The following is a 19,051-nucleotide window of genomic DNA, read 5'->3' on the forward strand; positions in this document are numbered from 1 at the left end:
TTGAAATGTAATTGATTTATCTTCTTAGTTCTTTTAGCTTTGCAGCAGTAACTTCAGCGGCCTTTTTACCTGATAGTAGCATAGAGCCATAGGTTGGACCCATCCTTGCCAATCCATAAGTTTCAGTAACTGACATGCCAGAAATAACTAGACCTGGGAATATCTCTCCTGTCTTGAATACTACTCTGTTTTCTCCATCGTCAATCCACATTGGATCCATTCCTTTCCATTCGACAAGCTTTCTATCTACTAGTCTTTTTACTGCTACAGAATCATGGCCAGATGCATCAATTACCATCTTTGCCTCTAGTGCAATGGGATCTACACATGTGATATTTCTTGGAAGTGCAGATACTGGCATCCAGTTTACAACAACTCCTGCAACTCGGCCGTTTTTTAGAACTAGATCATCAAACTTGGTTAATTGTAAAAACTTTACACCTGCATCACATGCAGCTGCTATCAATTTGGATACTGCATGTGGACCTGGTGTTAGAAAGAGACCTTCGGAAACTTGCTTGTATGGAATTCCCAATTCGTCCCAGACCTTCTGTGCTGGAGCTCTTACTGTTACTGGGTTCATCATATATCCTCCAAGCCAATAACCTCCGCCTAGGTAGTTGTTTTGTTCAATTACGAGAACCTTGAATCCCATTAGAGATAACTCTCTGCTTGCAGTAAGTCCTGCAGGACCAGCTCCGATAATTATTACATCTGAATCTGATCTATCAATTAGAACTGAATGAAATTCATTGGCAATTGCTCTTGTAATTTCAACTTCTCTTAAATCTGCAAAAATTTTTGGAACTTCTTCTTTCTGAGTGCTTTGCATGAAAAATTATCCTTCATTTAGCACATTAATAGTTTGCTCAGTTTAGAAATGAATCTTCAAAAGCCTTGATACATTCTCTTATGTGCATCTTCTTTGGTGGGTTTTTGAAGGCATATGCAGAAATAACATCTATCTTTGCATAGTCTTTACTTGAAAGGGATTTCTTTGCAGCTCTTATCGAATCAACTATGACATTACAACCGTTTGTACTATCGTTTGTTTTCAACGCAAGATCTAATTCTATTGGTGAATTTAGAAATCCTCCTGCTTCCATCCAATAGTAGCTTACTCTGGAATCTCCCAGCTGTTCTGCATATTCTGTAGTGCCTGCAGTGGATCTAAAAGGAATGGGAGATTCAATTGCAATAGATTCTGTTTTTATCTGTCTTTTTCTCTCTCTTGTTTCTTCTGCCATGGTACTCTGAGTGTCCTGATTTCCACCTACATCAAGCTGATATGCTTTTTGTAAAAATATTCCTCTACTTGCCATGAAATCTATCATACCTCTGTGAAATGCAGTACCACCAAACTGGCTCATCAGATCATCGCCTAGAATTGCAATTCCTTTTGATTCAAATGATTTTCTTATCTGGTCTGTAACTGTATGTGCCGCAGTTGCATTAAAGAAAGAACAGCCTGCATCTAATGCTGCTTTTGCATATTTTTCACTGCTTTTTTCCATACCTGATGAAATTAGATTTAAAACAAAATCTGGTTTTGCATTCTTGAGGGAATTTACAAACTCGTCATAACTTGCAGATTTTATCTGTCCGTTTTTTGATATATGTGTAGGTGCAGAATCATCTGCAATTCCTGACTGTACTGTAAGATTACCAAAATCTGTCTTGAAATTCTTTACAATGTCACTTATTTTTTTTCCTACCTTGGAAGAATCTATGTCATATACTGTAGATATTGTAAAATCATCTAGCGTCATTCCTGCTATTTTTGGATGCCACAGACCTTGTGTAGAATTTTTATAAAATTCAAAACCTTTGACAAGCGTAGTAGCTACATTGCCAACACCAACTAGTGCTAGACTTATCTTTCCTGTCAACGGTGTTTTTTTCTTGTCAGTCACCATTTAACTCTTTTCTGATTAGTTGTAGATAACAGAGTTTCCTTGATGAGTTGTGAATAAAATGTACAACTTTTGCCACAAATATGTAATGTTTAACTAAAATTCCCATAATACAAAATTTATATGCGTTCTGAAGACTAGCTATCAATAATTGAGCAACACAAACGTAAACCAACCCAAGCCAGATAATCTCCCAGCACACAAGATAAACTGGGGAAGGCTGGATGAAGCAGAACGATTTGCAGAACAGGTAAAGTTATTCCGACAAGGCAAGCTTACCCGAGATGATTTTAGACGTTTTAGATTACAACACGGTGCCTATGGTAGTCGAATGACTGATGATTATAGCATGATTAGACTAAAACTTCCTGCTGGGGAAGTTTATTCTGAACAATTGGACAAAATTGCAGATCTGAGTGATTCTTTTTCAATAGGAAGCGCTCATGTGTCCACTAGACAGAACTTTCAACTTCACTGGGTTGCACTAGAGGACGTATCTGAAGTTCTTAGAGGACTTGCAGAAGTAGGGATAACCACAAGAGAAGCATGTGGAAATTCGGTACGAAGTATAATGTGTAGTCCTCTTGCAGGTGTTTGCCCGGAAGAGATCTTTGATCCTACTCCTTATGCAGTTGCTGCTACGAAGTTTCTTTTACGAAATCCAATGAGTCAGCTACTTCCAAGAAAGTTTAAGATCAATTTTACTTGCTGTGAAAAACACGGGATGGCAAGAATGGTAGACATTGGTTTAATTCCACAACACGCAGAAATAAATGGTAAAACACAACGTGGGTTCAAAATTTTCCTAGGAGGTGGACTAGGTGCACAATCCTTTGTAGGACATCAACTTGAAGCCTTTACTCCGGAAGAAGAGTTACTGAATACTATAATTTCTGTAATTAGGATATTTGACAGACTAGGTAATAGAGATAACCTGGCAAGGGCAAGAATGAGATATCTTGTCAACGAGATGGGTTGGGAAAAGTTCCAAAATCTTGTGCTAAAAGAAAGAGCAATAATGAAGATGATTCTATCTCTTGTGGTAAAATTAGAAGTTGATAAAACACCTGATGTGTTGAGAAAGCTTTCAATTAGTTCTGAGATGCCGTCTATTCCACAAGGCTATTCAAGATGGGCAAAGTCAAACACTGTAAAACAAAAACAGCCCGGATTTAGTTCTGTATTTCTTACACTTGAATCCGGAGATGTTACATCAAACCAACTAAGAGTTATTGCTGATATCGCACGAGAGTTTACTGCTGATGGCCAAATTCGTAATGGATTTACTCAGGACATGGTATTCCGACATGTTAAAAATGAAGATCTTCCTCGACTATATGCAAAACTACTAGAAGTAGGTCTTGCAAATCCTGGTGCGTTGACAATGGCTTCTGTTGTTGGCTGTTCTGGGACTACTTCATGTAACTTGGCACTAACAAACTCCCACCGACTAGCAAAAGAGATACAAAGAAAATTCATTGAGATAAAAATTGACGAAGATGATGATCTTAGAAATTCAACTATTAAGATAAGTGGATGTCCTAATTCTTGCGGTCAGCATGAAATTGCAACAATCGGATTTTATGGCGGTGGTGGAAGACTTGGCAAAGATATGTATCCGTTGTATAACATGTTGTTGGGAGGAAGATCAGACGAAGATACAACACTTGGTCATACATGTACCAAAGTTCCAGCAAAGAGAGTAATTCCTACTATTCTTAAGATAGTTGAAATATTCAAATCTGAAAAAAGACAAGGAGAGACTCTAGACATGTGGATGTGTAGAGTCTTGGAAGGAAATGGCGGTCCAAATGTTAAATCACTTGATGATATCAAAGAGTTACTCAAGTCTACTCTAGTAGTACCTACAAAAGAACAGGATGAAGACTTTTACACTGATTATGGAAATGACGGAAGCTATCACGCAAAAACAGGAAGGGGCGAGTGTGCGGCTTGAGCAAGGAAAAAACCACCAGAGTTACAATTGATGCCGATGATCTCAGATCTGAGATAAGAGACAAGAGTGTCAAAGTTCTAGATATAAGAAAAGAAGAAGATTACAAACAAGGACACATTCCAGGTGCAATCAATCTTCCACTTGCCAGTCTGCTTGCTGATGATAGTCCAGAGAAAGTTCTGCAATATGCTCAATCATTTGGAATTGGCGATGAGACTTCAGTTGTTGTATATGATGATACATTTGGCGCACTTGCATCACGAGTTGCTTGGACTCTGGAATATATTGGACATGAAAATGTATCACTACTTGGCATTACTTTTAGTACTTGGAAGAGACTTGGTCTTGAAATAAATACTGAATCCCCATCGACTAGTAAAACCAATCATTCGCTAAAATTACAGCCCCAAATTCTTGCAACTTCTGATTATCTCGTGCCTGCCAAAGAAAAGGGTGCAGTACTAGTAGATAACAGGGAAAGACTAAACTTTCTTGAACAGCATATACCAGGTGCAATCAACATACCATACAAAATGCTTGCATCAGGCCAAAATATTTTGAGACCAAAGGAGGATCTAAAAAGACTGATGCAAAATAGGAACATCTCTTCTAATTCTGAAATAATTACATATTGTGGAAGTGTAGGTACTCTCTCTGGTCTTGGGTATTATGCACTAAAATCTATAGGATTGGATAATGTAAAACTTTACGTACGTTCCTTTAAGGAATGGAAATCTCTTGAAAAACCAATAGAAAAGCAACAGGATGCAAACTATTGGGATCTGTCTGCTGAATAGTTCTAGGAACTCTGTGCAGCTTCACTCCGAAGCTTCTTTGTAATCATCATCTCAATTTCGTCCATAAGATTAATCATTTTTTGCTTGTTTCCTTCGAGGTACTCTGAACCTTTGTCATTTAGTCTAGCTTTGAATAATCGTATGTCTCTATGTTCTTCAAAGAAATATTCAATCATTTGTCCACCTTTCTTTGAGGGGTCTATGAATACATCTAATTGTGAAATTATTTCTTTCACATCTCCTTTTTCAATTGCAGTCTTTGCTGCATGTACAGTTTCGCTTATCTCTTTGAGATTTTGTATTACAATTGGTTGTGATTTTCTTGCAGCTCCAAAGAAACCTTTCTTTTCCACACCTATCTTGTCTGCAAGCTCTGGAACTATTTCATATTCTTCTACCTTTTGTAATCCTAGATTTTTTTCTGTCTTGATGAGTAATCCCTTCTCAATTAATTTTCTTGCTGCATCTTCTACTTCTAATTTGCCCACCATTGTAGTCCAAACAATCTGACCAACTTTACGATATCCTTGTCTTACCGATTCTAATACTACCACCTCGACAATTCTTCTATATCCTTCATCAGCTCTGATGTTCTCAAAATCTTTGTCTTTTACTGCCTTCTTGGCATTTTTAACATCAATTTCAATTGAACGTTTGAGGGCTTCAATTGATTCTGGGATGTGATTTAAAAGTGAATGATAGCATGCCTTGTTATACCATGACATTCCATCTGTAGGATTGGAATCTATTGCCTTTTCTACACAGTCTAAAGCTTTGTCATAATTTTTCTGTCTATAGTAAATCAAACCCTTCAGGTTCCAAGATTCTGCATTTGTAACATCGATTTCATGGACTTTGTTGTACGCTTCCATTGCACTTGAGAAATCATTCATGTGAAAACGTGTGTATCCTAACTTTAGTAAAGAATCGACATGACCTGGATCCATTCGTAATGCGTCTTCAAAGGCACGTGCAGCATCATCCATTCTTTCATCTGCCATCAATGAAACGCCTTTTTTGTAATGCTTGTTTCTAGAATAATTGACATCTGTTAATTTTGAATCGCCTGATTCCTTGGGCAATTCTGACTCTACTTTCTTAATCTCAGTACTGGATTCTTCATTTTTGTCTCCAAATAATTTTCTCATGGTCATAAAAATATGGTTTTACCGTAGATAAATACATTAGTTTGAAAACAGGCTGTTAGGCAGGTAGAAAACCGATTTCCCAGTATCTAAAAATTCACAAATGGGCTTTATATCATATTGAAAATACAAAAATACTTAGGAATTGGATGTAGAATATGTCATCTAAAGATAACACTATTGAGATATCTGGAGAATCACCCTTTAAGCTATCGTCTGGTGTATTTGAAGTACAAATTGCGATTTGTGATAATCAGCCATCATCAGACGAAATTAGACAAAAAATCTTTCATTCGCTATGGAAGGACAATTTTCATCTTAGAGTAAAAGACACGCGATTTTCACAAACTCTTGGTTCAACAAAAAATCCTTTACCTAATTCTATATTTCAAAGAGGAACTGTTTGGATTGTCGTAATTGATCAATTCTCTTCCATTCATACTAGCTTTCAAATTAATGTTCCAAGAACTGATTTGGGGTATACTGCCCCCAAGCCTGAATCAGAAATTATAACCAGATATCCAAAATCAGAACCAGAGACTAAAACTTCAAAACCTGTAACAGAACAATATTCCGCCGACCGTGGGTCGAGAGGTCCGTCAGGACCAATGGGTCCTTCTGGACCGATGGGACAACCAGGACCAATGGGCCAAGCTGGTGTATCGGGTCCTCCGGGACCTATGGGAGTACAAGGAGACAAAGGTTCTCCAGGTCAGCCAGGTGACAAGGGCGATAAAGGTCCAACAGGTCCGCCAGGTGACAAGGGCGATAGGGGAGACAAGGGACCAATGGGAGATAAAGGAATTACGGGTGATAAAGGTCCACTAGGCCCACCAGGTCCACAAGGAGAAAAAGGTCCACAGGGTACACAAGGAGACAAGGGCGATAGAGGAGACAAGGGACCAATGGGAGATAAAGGAATTACGGGTGATAAAGGTCCACAAGGAGACAAAGGTCCTCGAGGTGAAGAAGGAGAAAAAGGAGAAAAGGGTGACAAAGGAGACAAGGGCGACAAGGGCGATAAAGGATTAACAGGAGAACTTGGTCCTATTGGTGAAAAGGGACCTACAGGCCCACCTGGCCCGTCTGGTGATAAAGGAATTATAGGACCTCCAGGTCCACAAGGGGAAAAAGGACCGCTTGGAATAATTGGAGACAAAGGTCTACCAGGACCACAAGGCCCACAAGGCGATAAAGGATTAACAGGTCCACAAGGTCCACCTGGTGATAAAGGTCCTCAGGGTCCTCAAGGCCCTGCTGGGGAAAAAGGTCTTACTGGAATTCCTGGTCCTCAAGGAGATAAAGGCCCAAGAGGATTGCCTGGACCCAGTGGCGATCAAGGTCCACGGGGTACTCCAGGTCCACAAGGTCCACCTGGTCCTCAAGGAATTCAAGGTCCTCAAGGTGAAAAGGGTACTACTGGTCCCCAAGGTGTACCTGGTGATAAAGGTCCTCCGGGAATTCAAGGTCTTCCAGGTCCACTGGGTCCACTGGGTCCACAAGGTCCACCTGGTGATAAAGGTCCACAAGGCGTACAAGGTCCGCAAGGAGAAAAGGGATTAACTGGTGCTACTGGTCCGCTAGGTGATAAAGGACAGCAAGGTCCACAAGGACAACAAGGTACTCCTGGAGAACAGGGTCCAAGAGGTCCCCCTGGTCCCCCTGGCGATAAGGGTCCTACTGGATTCTCAGAACAAGAACGTGCTTTGATAACACAATTGCTTGAGATACTATCTTCCAAAAATGTACTCACAACTGAACAGCAAATAAAACTAATGAGCTTCCTTTACTAGGTCCGTTTTTTAGATTTTTACTTCATCAACAATGTGTACAATTTCAGTTATGACCTCAAATATTGTTTCTACGTCTTTGAGATCAAGATGTAGATGCAAAATATCTTGTAGGTCATTTTTTTTTGTAATTGTAATATCATAAGGAATCAGCACATCATCGTTATAGTCTAGTATATCTTCTATTGGTACGGTTTTTTTATCTACAAGCAATATCGTGATGACATGTGATGATATTTTTAGGCTTTGCCTGTGATAGATTCTGGATGTCACTTGGAAAATTTTCACATATTTTAAAAATAACACTTTTTTATTATCAGGTGTTATATTGCGTTTACTTCAAATAACTCGAACTGGTTTCAATTGACATGAGTACAAAAGATAAGATAGAATTCAAAATGTTGGAATATACACGAGTGGGGGATGAACATGTCACTTTCAAGCTTGAAGATGGCACAATTGTAAAGGTAAAAGTTGATCTTGATAGGGTGGGAATTGCACTAAATTACAAGAATCCTGATGGTACGCCACATTATGCAGTTAACGCATCACTTAAGCTGACTTTGATTCCTAATGAAAGAAAATTTTTCGTAGAACCTGATGCAGTTAAAGGCAAATCGCCACCCTCTCCACCAGGTCAAATGTTTAGCTAAAATATTACAAATTATCGCCCACTAATAGGCGATAATCTGTTTAAAATTTTATCTTCTTCTTCTTGAGACTGCTTTTCTTACAGCTGATCGCTTGACAGCTCTTCTTGCGACTGCACGTCTTAGAAGAGATCTTACAGCTACTCTTCTTACAACGGCTCGCTTGACAGCTCTTCTTGCGACTGCACGTTTTACGACTCTTCGCTTAGCAGCTCTTTTTACAACAGCTCGCTTAGCAACTTTTCTTACAGCTGATCGCTTTACAGCTTTTCGTACAACGGCTCGCTTGACAGCTTTTCGTTTAGCAGCTCGTCTTACTAGTTTTGCCATTGTTAATTTGTTGAATTTACTAGTTTTTCTATGGTGACACTTAAGAAAATTACACTAAATGATGAGTAATATGTGCACAATTTTTTTTACAAAATTAAATTTTTGATCATGATTTTGTAAAATGATTTTAAATTAATTGTACTGATGATTGTTTGTTGCACTCTTCTAACTTATTTTTTGTATGTGTAGATCTAACCTGAAAATAATTTTTCTTGTATGATGCATCTTATGTTACATCTTGTTAGAATTATTCTAATGTCAAGGTTTTCTTGTCGGAAAAAGTTTTTTCTATTTAGCTTTTACTATTGTAAGTACGTCTTCATCTTGTAATACGTGATTAATACTAACTCGTTGACCGCCAAACTTTACACTCTTTCCCCACACTAGACCATATCTGAAATCTTTTTTGAGGTCGCGATGAAGCTTGTTACAAATGTCTACAACTGTAGAATTTCTTCTTGCTATCAATGGTTCTTTAAAATCTGTCTCCCCGCCTTTTGGCCTCATGTAAATTCTAATGAAATCTAATTTCTCATATATGGCATCTTTTAATGCGTTTACGTTAATCTCAGAGTCCGCTGATATGGGTATGAATTTTGATTTTGATTTTTCTTGTAATTCCATTAGGAAGCCTTGGTTTACAAGATCAATCTTGTTCATTATTGTAAGCGAGTCTACGTAAAACTTGTTGCCTGAAATAAAATCCGTGAGTTGGTCTGCATCGACATCCTCTCGAATCAGCACTCGACCGTTATTCATGCCATATAGCCTGAGAATGTCTTTCATCAAACTGATGGACATTTTAGTAAGAGAAACTTGCTGACTAACAGATATTCCTCCATCGCCTGTTTTTTCTACTACAATATTCGGAGGTTTTTGATCAAGTCGAATTCCTATATTTCCAAGTTCTGTTCTGATAACATCTTCAAGATATGGTTGGAATACATCGAGAATGATTAATACAAGATCTGCACTTTTTGCAACAGCTAAAACTCTTTTTCCAAGACCTTTTCCAGTTGATGCTCCCTTGATAATTCCGGGCAAGTCAAGTACTTGGATCTTGGCACCGCGGTATTCCATCATTCCGGGAACTACTGTAGTTGTTGTAAATTGAAACGCACCTACCGCAGATTTTGCACCGGTTAATTTGTTTAGCAAGGTTGATTTTCCTACACTTGGAAGACCGATGAGCACTAGGGTTGCATCACCTGTTCTTTTAACATCAAAACCAACTGAACTTCCAGATGATCTAGATTTTACATCTTCTTGTTCTCTTTTAAGCTTGGCAAGCTTTGCCTTTAGAAGTCCAACATGATGTTCTGTAGCTTTATTGATCTGAGTCCTTGACATCTCATCTTTTATTGACTGGATTTTTTCTGGAATTCCCATCTGCAGATTAGGTGGTATCTTGCTGAATAAAATCTTACCACTTTGTATTTACAGGTCGTGCCTAATTTTTTCTCAAAATTCTATGTTTTAATGTATTGTAAAAACATATTTCCAAAGTAAACCATGGCAAAAGCACTAGCTACTCTTGCAACGCTCATGACTATGACAAACTTTTTGAAATTGTATTTTTTTACTCCTGCTATTATTGTTACAATCTCTGTAAGAATTGGGACCCAACTTAGAGCAAAGATTATACTCCAACCGTATTTGTTCAACCACTCAAAGCTTTTTTGGTGATGGTCTTCTCTATGGGTTTTTCGTAAAATCGTGTAAATCTTTCCACCGTCATATCCTATGAAATACGTAACAATTCCTCCAATAACTGAGCCAACGGACATTACTGTGAATACCATTATCTCGCTTTGACCCTCTAAAAGTAATGCAGTAGATGTTACTACGATTGGAAACGGCACGATGGCCGCAAATACTGCATTAAGAAATAGTCCAAGTAATCCATATTTTACAAAGAATGGATTTTCAAGTATGGGTCTTAGAAAATCAATCAGCACGAATTGGGTTGATCTCTTCCTCGTAATAGAGCTAACTGCGTTTAAAATCTAATTATATCTGATCGAGTTCTTTTCTGTTTTTGATCTTTGAATATAGTATGGTATCTTCTTTCTTGATGTATGCAATTCTACTTGCGGGTATTACTTCAAAATTTTCAGATAATTTTAGAAATTCTGAAAGTTTTACATTTTTTATCTCTCTGAGATCCAGATATCCCACGGAGTATAAATCAGAGTTGTCACTATGTAAGGCTCTGCTAAAAATTTCAGCGACCTTACCTTTTTTTGCCATGTGATTTTGGTAATTCCAAACTATTTTAGTTAGCAGTTATTAGCTCCTATATTATACATGATTTTAATGAAACCAAAAATATTTGCAGTAGACATTGATGGAACTATAACTGATAACAAAGGTGGTAGGGTTGACCTTGATGCACTGGCAGCACTTAGGTATCTTGTAAAACTTGGACACAAGGTAATCTATGTGACTGGTCGTTCATCTATTGAAGCCTATGTATTGTCTGTTTTTGGAGGTACGACAAGAATTGCAGTAGGTGAAAATGGTGGAATTATTACTTCTGGTCCCAACGAACATAAACTAATGGGAAAAAAAGAAGAATGTGTCAAGGCATTTGAATTTTTAAAAACAAAAATTCCAGAAGCTATAGAAAAACCAGTTTTTCCTCGTATTACTGAAGTTGTGTTGGAAAGAAATTTTGATGTGAATCTAGGAAAGAAAATTTTTGCGGATAATAACTTCGATGTACAACTAACTGACAGTCAATACGCGTATCATATCAACTCAAAAGGAGTCGATAAAGCAAATGGCTTTCTTGAGGTGATGAACATGTTTTCAGCAAAAAAAGAGGATGTTATTGCAATTGGAGATAGTGAAACAGATGTTCCATTGTTCAAATTGGCCAGTGTAAGTGTAGCTTTAGGAAATGCACCAGAAGATGTTAAGTCTCAGGCTACACTTGTAGTTGGAGGACATGCAGGTGATGGTGTTATTGAGGCACTTGAAACAATTCAATTAAAATTATTGGCGTAATGATATCATGACTATGAGAATACTTTTTGATGAAATAAGACTGGGGGTAAAGCAAACATGTACTCACCTTGGATATCCGGAAATAGAATTTGATGTATCTGAAGCATCAAGGCCTGAATTTGGAGATGTAAGTTGTAATATTGGATTTCTGTTGGCAAAGGAACTTAAAAAAAGACCATTTGATATTGCACAAACACTTGCAGAAGAATGCGAAAAGAATTCTATACCCTATGTATCAGAAGTTTCCGCACATAATTCAGGTTATCTTAATTTTGTTGCAAATTACTCTATGCTAATTCCAAAGGTTATCAAATCTTCACTTCATGTTGATTATGGTAAAGTAGATCTTGGCAAGAATTCAAAGATGGTTGTTGAACATACCAGTGTAAATCCAAACAAAGCACTTCACGTGGGACATGTGAGAAATATAATAATCGGAGACACGATTGCAAGAATTCTTCACAAAGCATCGTACGATGTTAGCGTTCTAAATTATGTAGATGATTCGGGTTTACAAGTTGCAGATATTATTGTAGGTTTCAAGTATGGTGGATATTCTGACAAGCCTCCGGAGGGACAAAAGTTTGATCATTATTGTGGTGATATTGTTTACGTCAGTATTACTGAAAGATATGAAACTGACAAGCATCTTGTAGAATTAAGATCCGACGTTCTCAAGGAACTCGAAGAAGGTACGTCTGAGATAGCAAAATTTGGTGATGATATAACAAGACGAGTTCTTGATGAACAGCTTAAAACTTGCTGGCGTCTTGGTGCTACATATGACTGTCTCAACTTTGAATCTCAGATAATTCGCTCTAATCTCTGGTCTATAGCATTTGAAAAAATGAAGTCAATGGAAATTACAACATTGGAACAAGAAGGTAAAAACACAGGATGCTGGGTTATCAAGGCCGAATCTGAAGAAGACAAAGTACTCGTACGAAGTAATGGCATTGCCACATATGTCGCAAAAGACATTCCCTATGCAGCATGGAAACTTGGAATTTTAGACGACCCATTTTACTATAAACATTATGCCGTACAAAAAACAGGACGAGTGCTGTGGCAGACTAGTCTTGATGACAAGGAAACAAAATTAAATTTCAGAGGAGATGCCGTAATCACAGTTATAGACTCCAGACAATCACGATTACAAAAAATTATAACAAAAATAATGTCTGATTTTAAATCAAGACCAGACTCTTACATACATTTAGGCTATGAATCCGTAACACTTAGTCCTGATACTGCCAAGACACTGGACCTTGATACTGGTGGAAAATCTGTACAAATGTCTGGAAGAAAAGGAATCTATGTTAGTGCAGATTACGTCTTGGATGTTTTAAGCTCAAGAACATTTGAAGAGACGAAGAGAAGAAATCCAGAATTAGACGAAATAACTCTAGTCAAGATATCTGAACAGGTTGCAATTGGAGCTCTTCGTTATACGATGATCAAGCAAGACCTTGACAAAATTATTACATTTGATCTGACTGAATCTCTAAGCCTTGAAGGTGATACTGGACCATATATCCAATATGCATATGCCCGTGCAATGAGAATTGTAGAAAAAGCAGGAAGAGATCCTATGTTTGAAGTAAATCTTGATGAAATGCAGACAATCTATGAGACAGACTTGGTAAAAGTCATTGGCAAGTTCGACTTGCAAGTAGAAGACGCCGCAAAGAATCTGTCACCCAAAGTAATTGCCAAATATTGTTACCAGCTTGCTGTATCTTTCAACACATTTTATGAACACGTCAAGGTGCTTGCTGCCGAATCTGAATCACTAATTAATGCAAGACTCTGTTTGGTTTATTCTTTTAAAGAAACACTTGGTAAGGCGTTAGAGCTTCTTGGAATTGATGCTCCAAGTAGAATGTGAGATGATATAGAAATTGGTTACACTAAAAGCAACAATATCCGTGATTTTTGCAGCCATAGGTTTGATTTTTACAGTCTGGGGAATGTTTACAGTATCTCAGACTATGGTCTGGTTGGGAGTGGGATTTTGGGTAGCATCTGTTGTATCTGGAAGATTGCTCAAAAGAAAATCCGACACAAAGGAAGAGCCACCAAAATAACTTGGAATAATTGAGAAAATTTCTAGAGTGAAGCTATTTATCCACATTTGATTAGGTCAAGTTGTGAGGAAAATAAAACAAAACGACAATGTGTTGTTTTTCTATAATGATTCAAAAAAATGGTTAATGAAAGTTGCACCAAAACAAAAATTTCATACTCATGTCGGAATTATTGATCATAAAAAAGTTATAGGAAAACCATTTGGTACTGCAATCAAGACTAACAAAGGCAAGATAATCTTTGCTCTAGAACCTACCATCTATGACTATGTATTGAAAAGTCAGCGCAGTACTCAGATTGTTTATCCAAAGGATCTGGGATTTATCGCAGCAAGAATAGGACTACAAAGTGGTCAAAAGATAGTAGAGATTGGTACGGGAAGTGGCTCCTTTACAACATTTCTTGCAAGTATTGTAAAGCCAAAAGGTCATGTTTACACATATGATGTAGATGAAAATTTTATGGCAATTGCAAGAAAAAATATCGAAAAAGCAGGAGTTTCCAAGTATGTGACGATGACAAAACTTGACATAAAGACTGCCAAAAAAATGCCACAAAAAGATGCAGATGTAGTTATTGTTGATCTTGGAGATCCTTGGGTGGTTGTACCACAAGCAAGAAAGATGCTAAAGGGTAGTGGAGCGTTTGTTTCAATATGTCCTACGATGAATCAGCTAGAGAAATTGGCTGCAGCGTTACGACAAAATGATTTCTTTGATATAGAATGCACAGAACAGATTGTTCGAACCATCGAAGCAAGAGATGGTAAAACAAGACACTCATTTAGAGCCATAGGTCATACCACTTATGTTGCATTTGCAAGAAAGGTTATCACACCTGCAAGCTTTCGTAAGATATTGGCACCTGTTGAACAGCCAGAAATTGAGACCGAAGAACTTGAATCTTTAGAAGACGAAAGTTTATCATCTCTTAAAAAATAAAACGACTGTTGGCAAAGATTCTACAACCTTTAATTGTTAAGAGCTTTATACCTGCACGAAAGACCTTATCTAGAAAAGGTGATAACGGGAAAGTCCTAGTTCTTGGTGGAAATTATCTCTATCACGGAGCTCCAATACTGTCATCTATTGCAGCATTACGGGCAGGATCTGATCTGGTATACACATGTGTTCCAAAAATTAATGTAATGTCAACTCGTGCCTTCTCTCCAAATCTTATTGTTGTACCATTAGTTGATGTCAAACTTACTAGAGGCTCAGTCCAGAAATTACTTGGAATTATACCAAAAGAACTGGATTCTGCCACAATGGGGATGGGTCTTGGAATTCAAGACCGTGAAGCAATAAAAATTCTGATTCGTTCTCTTTTAGATAGGGCAGTTATGATCTCACTTGACGCAAGTTGTCTAGTGCCTGAAATTCTTCCAGATATACAAGACAAAAAAGTAGTAGTGACACCTCATGCCGGAGAGTTTAGGAGACTCTTTGGAGAGATGCCTCCAGATAATGTAAAACAGAGAACTGTCATGGTTGAAAAATATGCTAAAGACAATGGTGTGACCATATTGCTAAAAGGTCCAACAGATGTTGTATCTGATGGAACTCAGACATATCTGAATCCAAAAAATATTGCTGCCATGACTGTGGGAGGAACAGGAGATGTACTATCTGGAGTTGTCGCGGCAATGCTTGCAAAAAATAAAAATCCTGTACAAGCAGCTTCTGCAGCAGTGTTTGTTAATGGAAAATCTGGATATTTGGCACAAAAAAAATATGGTCTGCATATTATGGCTACAGATTTATTGGATTTTATACCATTTGCAATGAAATCATTTGATAAAGTGAAATAATTTATGCAAGAAAACTATGTTGACAAGAATTTTTCAAGTCTAGTTTCTGATTTACAAAAACTAATACAACAGCCAAGTATTTCAGCAAAAAATCTGGGACTAGAAGAATGTGCTGGATTGATTGTTCAAATGATGAAAAAATCTGGCATACCTACAGAAATACTTCGTATCAAAAAAGGAATTCCGTCTGCCATATATGGCGAAGTCAAATCAAAACAAAATCCTGACAAGACACTACTTTTCTATAATCATTATGACGTCCAGCCCGAAGAGCCTCTTGAACTGTGGGATGATAAACCGTTTAGCGGAAAAATTAAAGGAAACAAGATTTACGGAAGAGGTTCTGCTGATGACAAGGGCGAATTAATTACTCGAATAAAAGCAGTAGAGTCATTTCTAAAAACAACAGGTGATGTTCCTTGTAACATTAAATTTTTCATCGAAGGCGAGGAAGAGATTGGAAGCGTACACATTGAGGAATATTTGAAAAAATATGAAAAGAAACTGTCATGTGATGCAGTTATCTGGGAATTTGGTTATGTGGATGAAAAGAATAGGCCAATAATCAGTCTTGGAATGAAGGGTCTTCTTTATGTAGAATTGTCTAAAAAAGAATCAATACGAGATGCACATTCTAGCCTAGCAGTAATTATAGAAAATCCTGCTTGGAGGCTAGTTGAGGCATTACAGACACTTCGCGATATGGATGGTACAATACTGATAAAAGATTGGTACAAAGAGGTAGACAAATTTACAAAAGAAGATCTTTTGATTATAAACTCTGAACCATTTGATGAAAATTCATTCAAAAAAGAATATGGTATTAGAAAATTTGTTGGAAATAAAAAAGGTATAGAAATAAAAAAAGCACTTGTAGGAGATCCAACGTGTAACATAGCAGGATTCACATCTGGTTATGAAGGACCTGGTGCAAAGACTGTCTTACCTTCCAAGGCATTGGTAAAAATTGATTTTAGATTAATTCCAAAAATGGAGCCACAAAAACAATTGCTTAGATTGAAGAAACATCTTAAAGAAAATGGATTTGGTGATATTGAAGTTAAACTGATTCATGGCGAGGCTGCAGCTAGGACAAAGATTTCTGATCCTTTTGTTAAAACCGTAAAAAAGGCAGCAGATGAATCATTTGGAACGTCTGTACTCAGTGTCTCTTCTGCAGGAACAGGTCCAATGTTTTCATTTGTTAAATTTCTAAAATCTCCATGTATTGCAATAGGAAGTACGTATGTTTTTGCACGAATCCACTCGCCCAATGAATTTGCAAGAATTGACTTGTTGAGGAAAACTACAAAATGCATGTGCAAAATAATTAGAAATTTTGCGTCACAATAGGTTTTATGAAATCTGATTTTCGAAAAGATTGGAAATTATCTGATCTTTTGCCTCTAGATAATTGATCTGTGCATGATAATACAGAAAGGCCTTTATTGTGCTCATTTTGAAGTTCAAACATGGCTTACATGTACATGCCAGGAGCTACCGCAGTCGGTATTACTTATGATGGTGGAGTAGTTATGGCAAGTGAGAGAAGAATCGCTTATGGTAATTTTGTGGTAAGCAAGACTACAAAGAAGACATTCAAGATTACTGACTTTGTTGGCGCATGCTGTGCTGGAATGGTTGCAGATATGCAGGTTTTAGCAATGCAGATGAGGGCAATGACCAAGATTAGAAAGATGGAGCTCAAACGTGAAATTCCTCCAAACTCTGTAGCAAAGATGATGTCTAGTTTAATGTACGAGCGAAGATATTATCCACTGATGACCCAAGTCATAGTTGGAGGAGTGGACGGTGAAGCAGTAATTTACACATTAGATCCGCTAGGTTCTGTTTTACCTGATGATTATGCCGCAGTAGGAACTGGTGCAGAGATGGCACTTGGGGTTCTTGACCAAGAATTCAAACCAAAGATGAGTGAACAGGATGCTGTAAAACTGGCAGTCAAGTCCATAAGATCTGCAATTATGAGAGACAACGCAAGTGGAGATGGAATAGACGTACTTGTAGTTGACAAGAACGGAACACGAGAAACCACTGAAAAATAGTTTGTTTACTTTTTAATTAGTTTGGCAGATTCCCAATATTTATCAGAAATGTAATGCAAGTTCTTTACAACTTCGCCTTTTGTTATGGTTGACATCTCATCACTTGATACTAGAGCTTTTCCAATTGAAAGAAACTTGTTGTGTGCTTCTTCAACCACGCAAATTATGTCGTCTTTTTGAAATTCTGAAAAATTTTTAATTCCAGGACGCATTACATTGGCTCCGTTACAAACAAATTTTATGGCTCCTGCATCAACTACTACTTTGGGGAATTTTTCTAAAAGCCCTATCTCTGAAAGAAATGGGAGGTAGATTTCTCCTATTCGTATGGCCATTATACTATCTCCAGTTATCAAGCTGGTACTATCATCAAGTTCATGTAACACCAATGTCTTTGCTTTTGGTAACTCGATATGCCACTGTTTAGTCATTTTATCCATGACTTCTGAAATGTCACTTTTGGATATGTTATGCGATTTCAATTCTCGACATTTCCTGTTTGATATCTAACAAATCACGTAAAATAGAACTGGCTGTTTCTATGCCTCCGGCACCACGTCCAATTATTGTCTGCTGACCCGAGTGCTCGGAATTAAACGTGATGGCATTCAGAGTACCATTGACACACATTGGATCATCAAGAGGTATCTCCTTTGGTGATACTACTAATTCTCTATCACATGAAGCAATCAATTTTACTGCACAATCATGCGATGTTGCCTTTTTAATATCTGATGTAGTAACGTCTCTAATTCCTATTCTTTTAATGTCTTTTATGGTTACTTTCATGTCCATTATCCAGTTTGCAAGTATGACAAGTTTTGCGGCAGCATCAAAACCATCTATGTCAAGTGACTCGTCTGCCTCTACGTATCCTTTCTTCTTTGCATCTGCAAGAGCTGCCTTGAATGTTAACCCTGTTGCCATGTTTGTCAGTATATAGTTAGTAGTACCATTTAGAATTCCTTGAAATGACACTATACGTTCTCCGCGCAAACTGTTTTTTGCATAGTCTAGAATTGGTGTACCGCCTCCCACGGTTCCACTAAATTTTAACTGGACTTGATTGTATGTTGCCAATTCGATCAATGAGGGAAATGCAAGAGCTAGCGGTCCTTTATTTACTGTAATGACATGTAATCCTTTTTTCATTGCACTTACAATGTGTGACATGCCAGGCTCTGCATCTTTGTAGTTGCTCGGAGTGGTTTCAATTAGTACCTCTGCATCCATTCCATTTATCATGTCTAGACCGTTTGCATCTTTTTCCTTGTTGTGATATTTTCTTATATTTCCATATTTTTTCTTCACCTCTAACAATCTGTTTAAATCAAGACCTGCAGAAGATGCGGCTGAACCTTTTGAATCGAAGACTCCTACTATTCTTGGCTTTAATCCATGTTTTGCATATAGATCCTCTGATCTAGAAAGTAATAATTTTGCAAAACTTTGCCCAACAACTCCAAAACCTGATAATATTATTCGCAATATCCACA

21 protein-coding genes are annotated in these 19,051 nt (G+C 37.6%); 11 read left to right on the forward strand and 10 right to left on the reverse strand.

Translation table 11 applies throughout. From position 1 onward, the window contains the following. Nucleotides 1-16 precede the first annotated feature (16 nt). Both C0Q33_RS05240 and C0Q33_RS05245 read right to left on the reverse strand, forming a co-directional pair. Nucleotides 17-832 (reverse strand): sulfide-dependent adenosine diphosphate thiazole synthase, encoded by an 816-nt coding sequence (locus tag C0Q33_RS05240; protein WP_101477502.1) that lies wholly within the window; start codon nucleotides 830-832, stop codon nucleotides 17-19. Between the two features lie 37 nt (nucleotides 833-869). Continuing rightward, nucleotides 870-1,913, reverse strand: coding sequence for a hypothetical protein (locus C0Q33_RS05245; RefSeq protein ID WP_165776439.1), 1,044 nt, complete (start codon nucleotides 1,911-1,913; stop codon nucleotides 870-872). A 151-nt stretch (nucleotides 1,914-2,064) separates the two neighbouring features. Between C0Q33_RS05245 and C0Q33_RS05250 the strand changes: the two genes are divergently transcribed. Together C0Q33_RS05250 and C0Q33_RS05255 are read left to right on the forward strand one after the other, a co-directional pair. Then, nucleotides 2,065-3,870 (forward strand): nitrite/sulfite reductase, encoded by a 1,806-nt coding sequence (locus C0Q33_RS05250; protein ID WP_101477504.1) that lies wholly within the window; start codon nucleotides 2,065-2,067, stop codon nucleotides 3,868-3,870. Further along, a complete protein-coding gene (locus C0Q33_RS05255) occupies nucleotides 3,867-4,667 on the forward strand; it encodes a sulfurtransferase (protein WP_101477505.1) in 801 nt (266 codons plus the stop codon). The genes C0Q33_RS05250 and C0Q33_RS05255 overlap by 4 nt, the downstream gene beginning before the upstream one ends. A gap of 2 nt (nucleotides 4,668-4,669) precedes the next feature. Here C0Q33_RS05255 and C0Q33_RS05260 read toward each other — a convergent pair whose 3' ends face one another. Continuing rightward, nucleotides 4,670-5,815 (reverse strand): tetratricopeptide repeat protein, encoded by a 1,146-nt coding sequence (locus tag C0Q33_RS05260; protein ID WP_101477645.1) that lies wholly within the window; start codon nucleotides 5,813-5,815, stop codon nucleotides 4,670-4,672. Nucleotides 5,816-5,970: 155 nt separating this feature from the next. Between C0Q33_RS05260 and C0Q33_RS05265 the strand changes: the two genes are divergently transcribed. Then, nucleotides 5,971-7,605, forward strand: a complete 1,635-nt coding sequence (locus C0Q33_RS05265) for a collagen-like domain-containing protein (protein ID WP_101477506.1) — start codon at nucleotides 5,971-5,973, stop codon at nucleotides 7,603-7,605. 9 nt (nucleotides 7,606-7,614) lie between these two features. Here the strand turns inward: C0Q33_RS05265 and C0Q33_RS05270 are convergent, their stop codons facing one another. Beyond that, complete coding sequence (locus C0Q33_RS05270) at nucleotides 7,615-7,875, reverse strand: hypothetical protein (protein WP_133121017.1); 261 nt, start codon at nucleotides 7,873-7,875, stop codon at nucleotides 7,615-7,617. 95 nt (nucleotides 7,876-7,970) lie between these two features. On the opposite strand from C0Q33_RS05270, the gene C0Q33_RS05275 reads away from it, so the two are divergent. Continuing rightward, nucleotides 7,971-8,255 carry a hypothetical protein gene (locus C0Q33_RS05275; protein ID WP_101477508.1) on the forward strand — a complete coding sequence of 95 codons (285 nt, stop codon included), beginning with the start codon at nucleotides 7,971-7,973 and terminating at the stop codon, nucleotides 8,253-8,255. A 48-nt stretch (nucleotides 8,256-8,303) separates the two neighbouring features. Here C0Q33_RS05275 and C0Q33_RS05280 read toward each other — a convergent pair whose 3' ends face one another. The 4 genes from C0Q33_RS05280 to C0Q33_RS05295 all read right to left on the reverse strand — a co-directional run bounded on the left by C0Q33_RS05280 (nucleotide 8,304) and on the right by C0Q33_RS05295 (nucleotide 10,832). Then, a complete protein-coding gene (locus C0Q33_RS05280; protein WP_101477509.1) occupies nucleotides 8,304-8,582 on the reverse strand; it encodes a histone-like protein 2 in 279 nt (92 codons plus the stop codon). Between the two features lie 288 nt (nucleotides 8,583-8,870). Then, nucleotides 8,871-9,971 carry an OBG GTPase family GTP-binding protein gene (locus C0Q33_RS05285; RefSeq protein ID WP_101477510.1) on the reverse strand — a complete coding sequence of 367 codons (1,101 nt, stop codon included), beginning with the start codon at nucleotides 9,969-9,971 and terminating at the stop codon, nucleotides 8,871-8,873. An 80-nt stretch (nucleotides 9,972-10,051) separates the two neighbouring features. Continuing rightward, complete coding sequence (locus C0Q33_RS05290; RefSeq protein ID WP_165776440.1) at nucleotides 10,052-10,540, reverse strand: YqaA family protein; 489 nt, start codon at nucleotides 10,538-10,540, stop codon at nucleotides 10,052-10,054. A gap of 52 nt (nucleotides 10,541-10,592) precedes the next feature. Continuing rightward, entirely contained in the window at nucleotides 10,593-10,832 is a 240-nt protein-coding gene (locus C0Q33_RS05295; RefSeq protein WP_101477512.1) for a DUF504 domain-containing protein, read from the reverse strand. Nucleotides 10,833-10,898: 66 nt separating this feature from the next. On the opposite strand from C0Q33_RS05295, the gene C0Q33_RS05300 reads away from it, so the two are divergent. The 7 genes from C0Q33_RS05300 (at nucleotide 10,899) to C0Q33_RS05330 (ending at nucleotide 17,555) form a co-directional block, all read left to right on the forward strand. Next, nucleotides 10,899-11,591: a phosphoglycolate phosphatase gene (locus C0Q33_RS05300; protein WP_101477513.1), complete on the forward strand. Its 693-nt coding sequence runs from the start codon at nucleotides 10,899-10,901 to the stop codon at nucleotides 11,589-11,591. A gap of 7 nt (nucleotides 11,592-11,598) precedes the next feature. Further along, nucleotides 11,599-13,479 (forward strand): arginine--tRNA ligase, encoded by a 1,881-nt coding sequence (locus C0Q33_RS05305; protein ID WP_101477514.1) that lies wholly within the window; start codon nucleotides 11,599-11,601, stop codon nucleotides 13,477-13,479. Between the two features lie 13 nt (nucleotides 13,480-13,492). Further along, on the forward strand, nucleotides 13,493-13,678 hold the full coding sequence (locus C0Q33_RS05310) for a hypothetical protein (RefSeq protein WP_101477515.1): 186 nt from the start codon (nucleotides 13,493-13,495) through the stop codon (nucleotides 13,676-13,678). A gap of 63 nt (nucleotides 13,679-13,741) precedes the next feature. After that, complete coding sequence (locus tag C0Q33_RS05315) at nucleotides 13,742-14,620, forward strand: tRNA (adenine-N1)-methyltransferase (protein WP_101477516.1); 879 nt, start codon at nucleotides 13,742-13,744, stop codon at nucleotides 14,618-14,620. Between the two features lie 5 nt (nucleotides 14,621-14,625). Then, nucleotides 14,626-15,489: an NAD(P)H-hydrate dehydratase gene (locus C0Q33_RS05320; protein ID WP_101477517.1), complete on the forward strand. Its 864-nt coding sequence runs from the start codon at nucleotides 14,626-14,628 to the stop codon at nucleotides 15,487-15,489. A 3-nt stretch (nucleotides 15,490-15,492) separates the two neighbouring features. Continuing rightward, nucleotides 15,493-16,842: a M20/M25/M40 family metallo-hydrolase gene (locus C0Q33_RS05325; RefSeq protein WP_101477518.1), complete on the forward strand. Its 1,350-nt coding sequence runs from the start codon at nucleotides 15,493-15,495 to the stop codon at nucleotides 16,840-16,842. Nucleotides 16,843-16,976: 134 nt separating this feature from the next. Next, nucleotides 16,977-17,555 (forward strand): Ntn hydrolase family protein, encoded by a 579-nt coding sequence (locus C0Q33_RS05330; protein ID WP_101477519.1) that lies wholly within the window; start codon nucleotides 16,977-16,979, stop codon nucleotides 17,553-17,555. Nucleotides 17,556-17,560: 5 nt separating this feature from the next. On the opposite strand, the gene C0Q33_RS05335 is transcribed toward C0Q33_RS05330, so the two are convergent. Together C0Q33_RS05335 and C0Q33_RS05340 are read right to left on the reverse strand one after the other, a co-directional pair. Continuing rightward, nucleotides 17,561-18,037, reverse strand: a complete 477-nt coding sequence (locus tag C0Q33_RS05335; RefSeq protein WP_101477520.1) for a PUA domain-containing protein — start codon at nucleotides 18,035-18,037, stop codon at nucleotides 17,561-17,563. Then, complete coding sequence (locus tag C0Q33_RS05340; protein WP_101477646.1) at nucleotides 18,024-19,043, reverse strand: homoserine dehydrogenase; 1,020 nt, start codon at nucleotides 19,041-19,043, stop codon at nucleotides 18,024-18,026. Before C0Q33_RS05340 ends, C0Q33_RS05335 begins: the two co-directional genes overlap by 14 nt. Nucleotides 19,044-19,051 lie beyond the last annotated feature (8 nt).

Source organism: Candidatus Nitrosotalea bavarica (assembly GCF_900167955.1).
GTDB classification, from domain to species: domain Archaea; phylum Thermoproteota; class Nitrososphaeria; order Nitrososphaerales; family Nitrosopumilaceae; genus Nitrosotalea; species Nitrosotalea bavarica.

Bases quoted from the DNA above. Each gene is read 5' to 3' on its own strand.
- C0Q33_RS05240 (WP_101477502.1), bottom strand. From the start codon at position 832: ATGCAAAGCACTCAGAAAGAAGAAGTTCCAAAAATTTTTGCAGATTTA.
- C0Q33_RS05260 (WP_101477645.1), bottom strand. From the start codon at position 5,815: ATGAGAAAATTATTTGGAGACAAAAATGAAGAATCCAGTACTGAGATT.
- C0Q33_RS05265 (WP_101477506.1), top strand. From the start codon at position 5,971: ATGTCATCTAAAGATAACACTATTGAGATATCTGGAGAATCACCCTTT.
- C0Q33_RS05275 (WP_101477508.1), top strand. From the start codon at position 7,971: ATGAGTACAAAAGATAAGATAGAATTCAAAATGTTGGAATATACACGA.
- C0Q33_RS05280 (WP_101477509.1), bottom strand. From the start codon at position 8,582: ATGGCAAAACTAGTAAGACGAGCTGCTAAACGAAAAGCTGTCAAGCGA.
- C0Q33_RS05285 (WP_101477510.1), bottom strand. From the start codon at position 9,971: ATGGGAATTCCAGAAAAAATCCAGTCAATAAAAGATGAGATGTCAAGG.
- C0Q33_RS05295 (WP_101477512.1), bottom strand. From the start codon at position 10,832: ATGGCAAAAAAAGGTAAGGTCGCTGAAATTTTTAGCAGAGCCTTACAT.
- C0Q33_RS05300 (WP_101477513.1), top strand. From the start codon at position 10,899: ATGAAACCAAAAATATTTGCAGTAGACATTGATGGAACTATAACTGAT.
- C0Q33_RS05305 (WP_101477514.1), top strand. From the start codon at position 11,599: ATGACTATGAGAATACTTTTTGATGAAATAAGACTGGGGGTAAAGCAA.
- C0Q33_RS05325 (WP_101477518.1), top strand. From the start codon at position 15,493: ATGCAAGAAAACTATGTTGACAAGAATTTTTCAAGTCTAGTTTCTGAT.
- C0Q33_RS05330 (WP_101477519.1), top strand. From the start codon at position 16,977: ATGCCAGGAGCTACCGCAGTCGGTATTACTTATGATGGTGGAGTAGTT.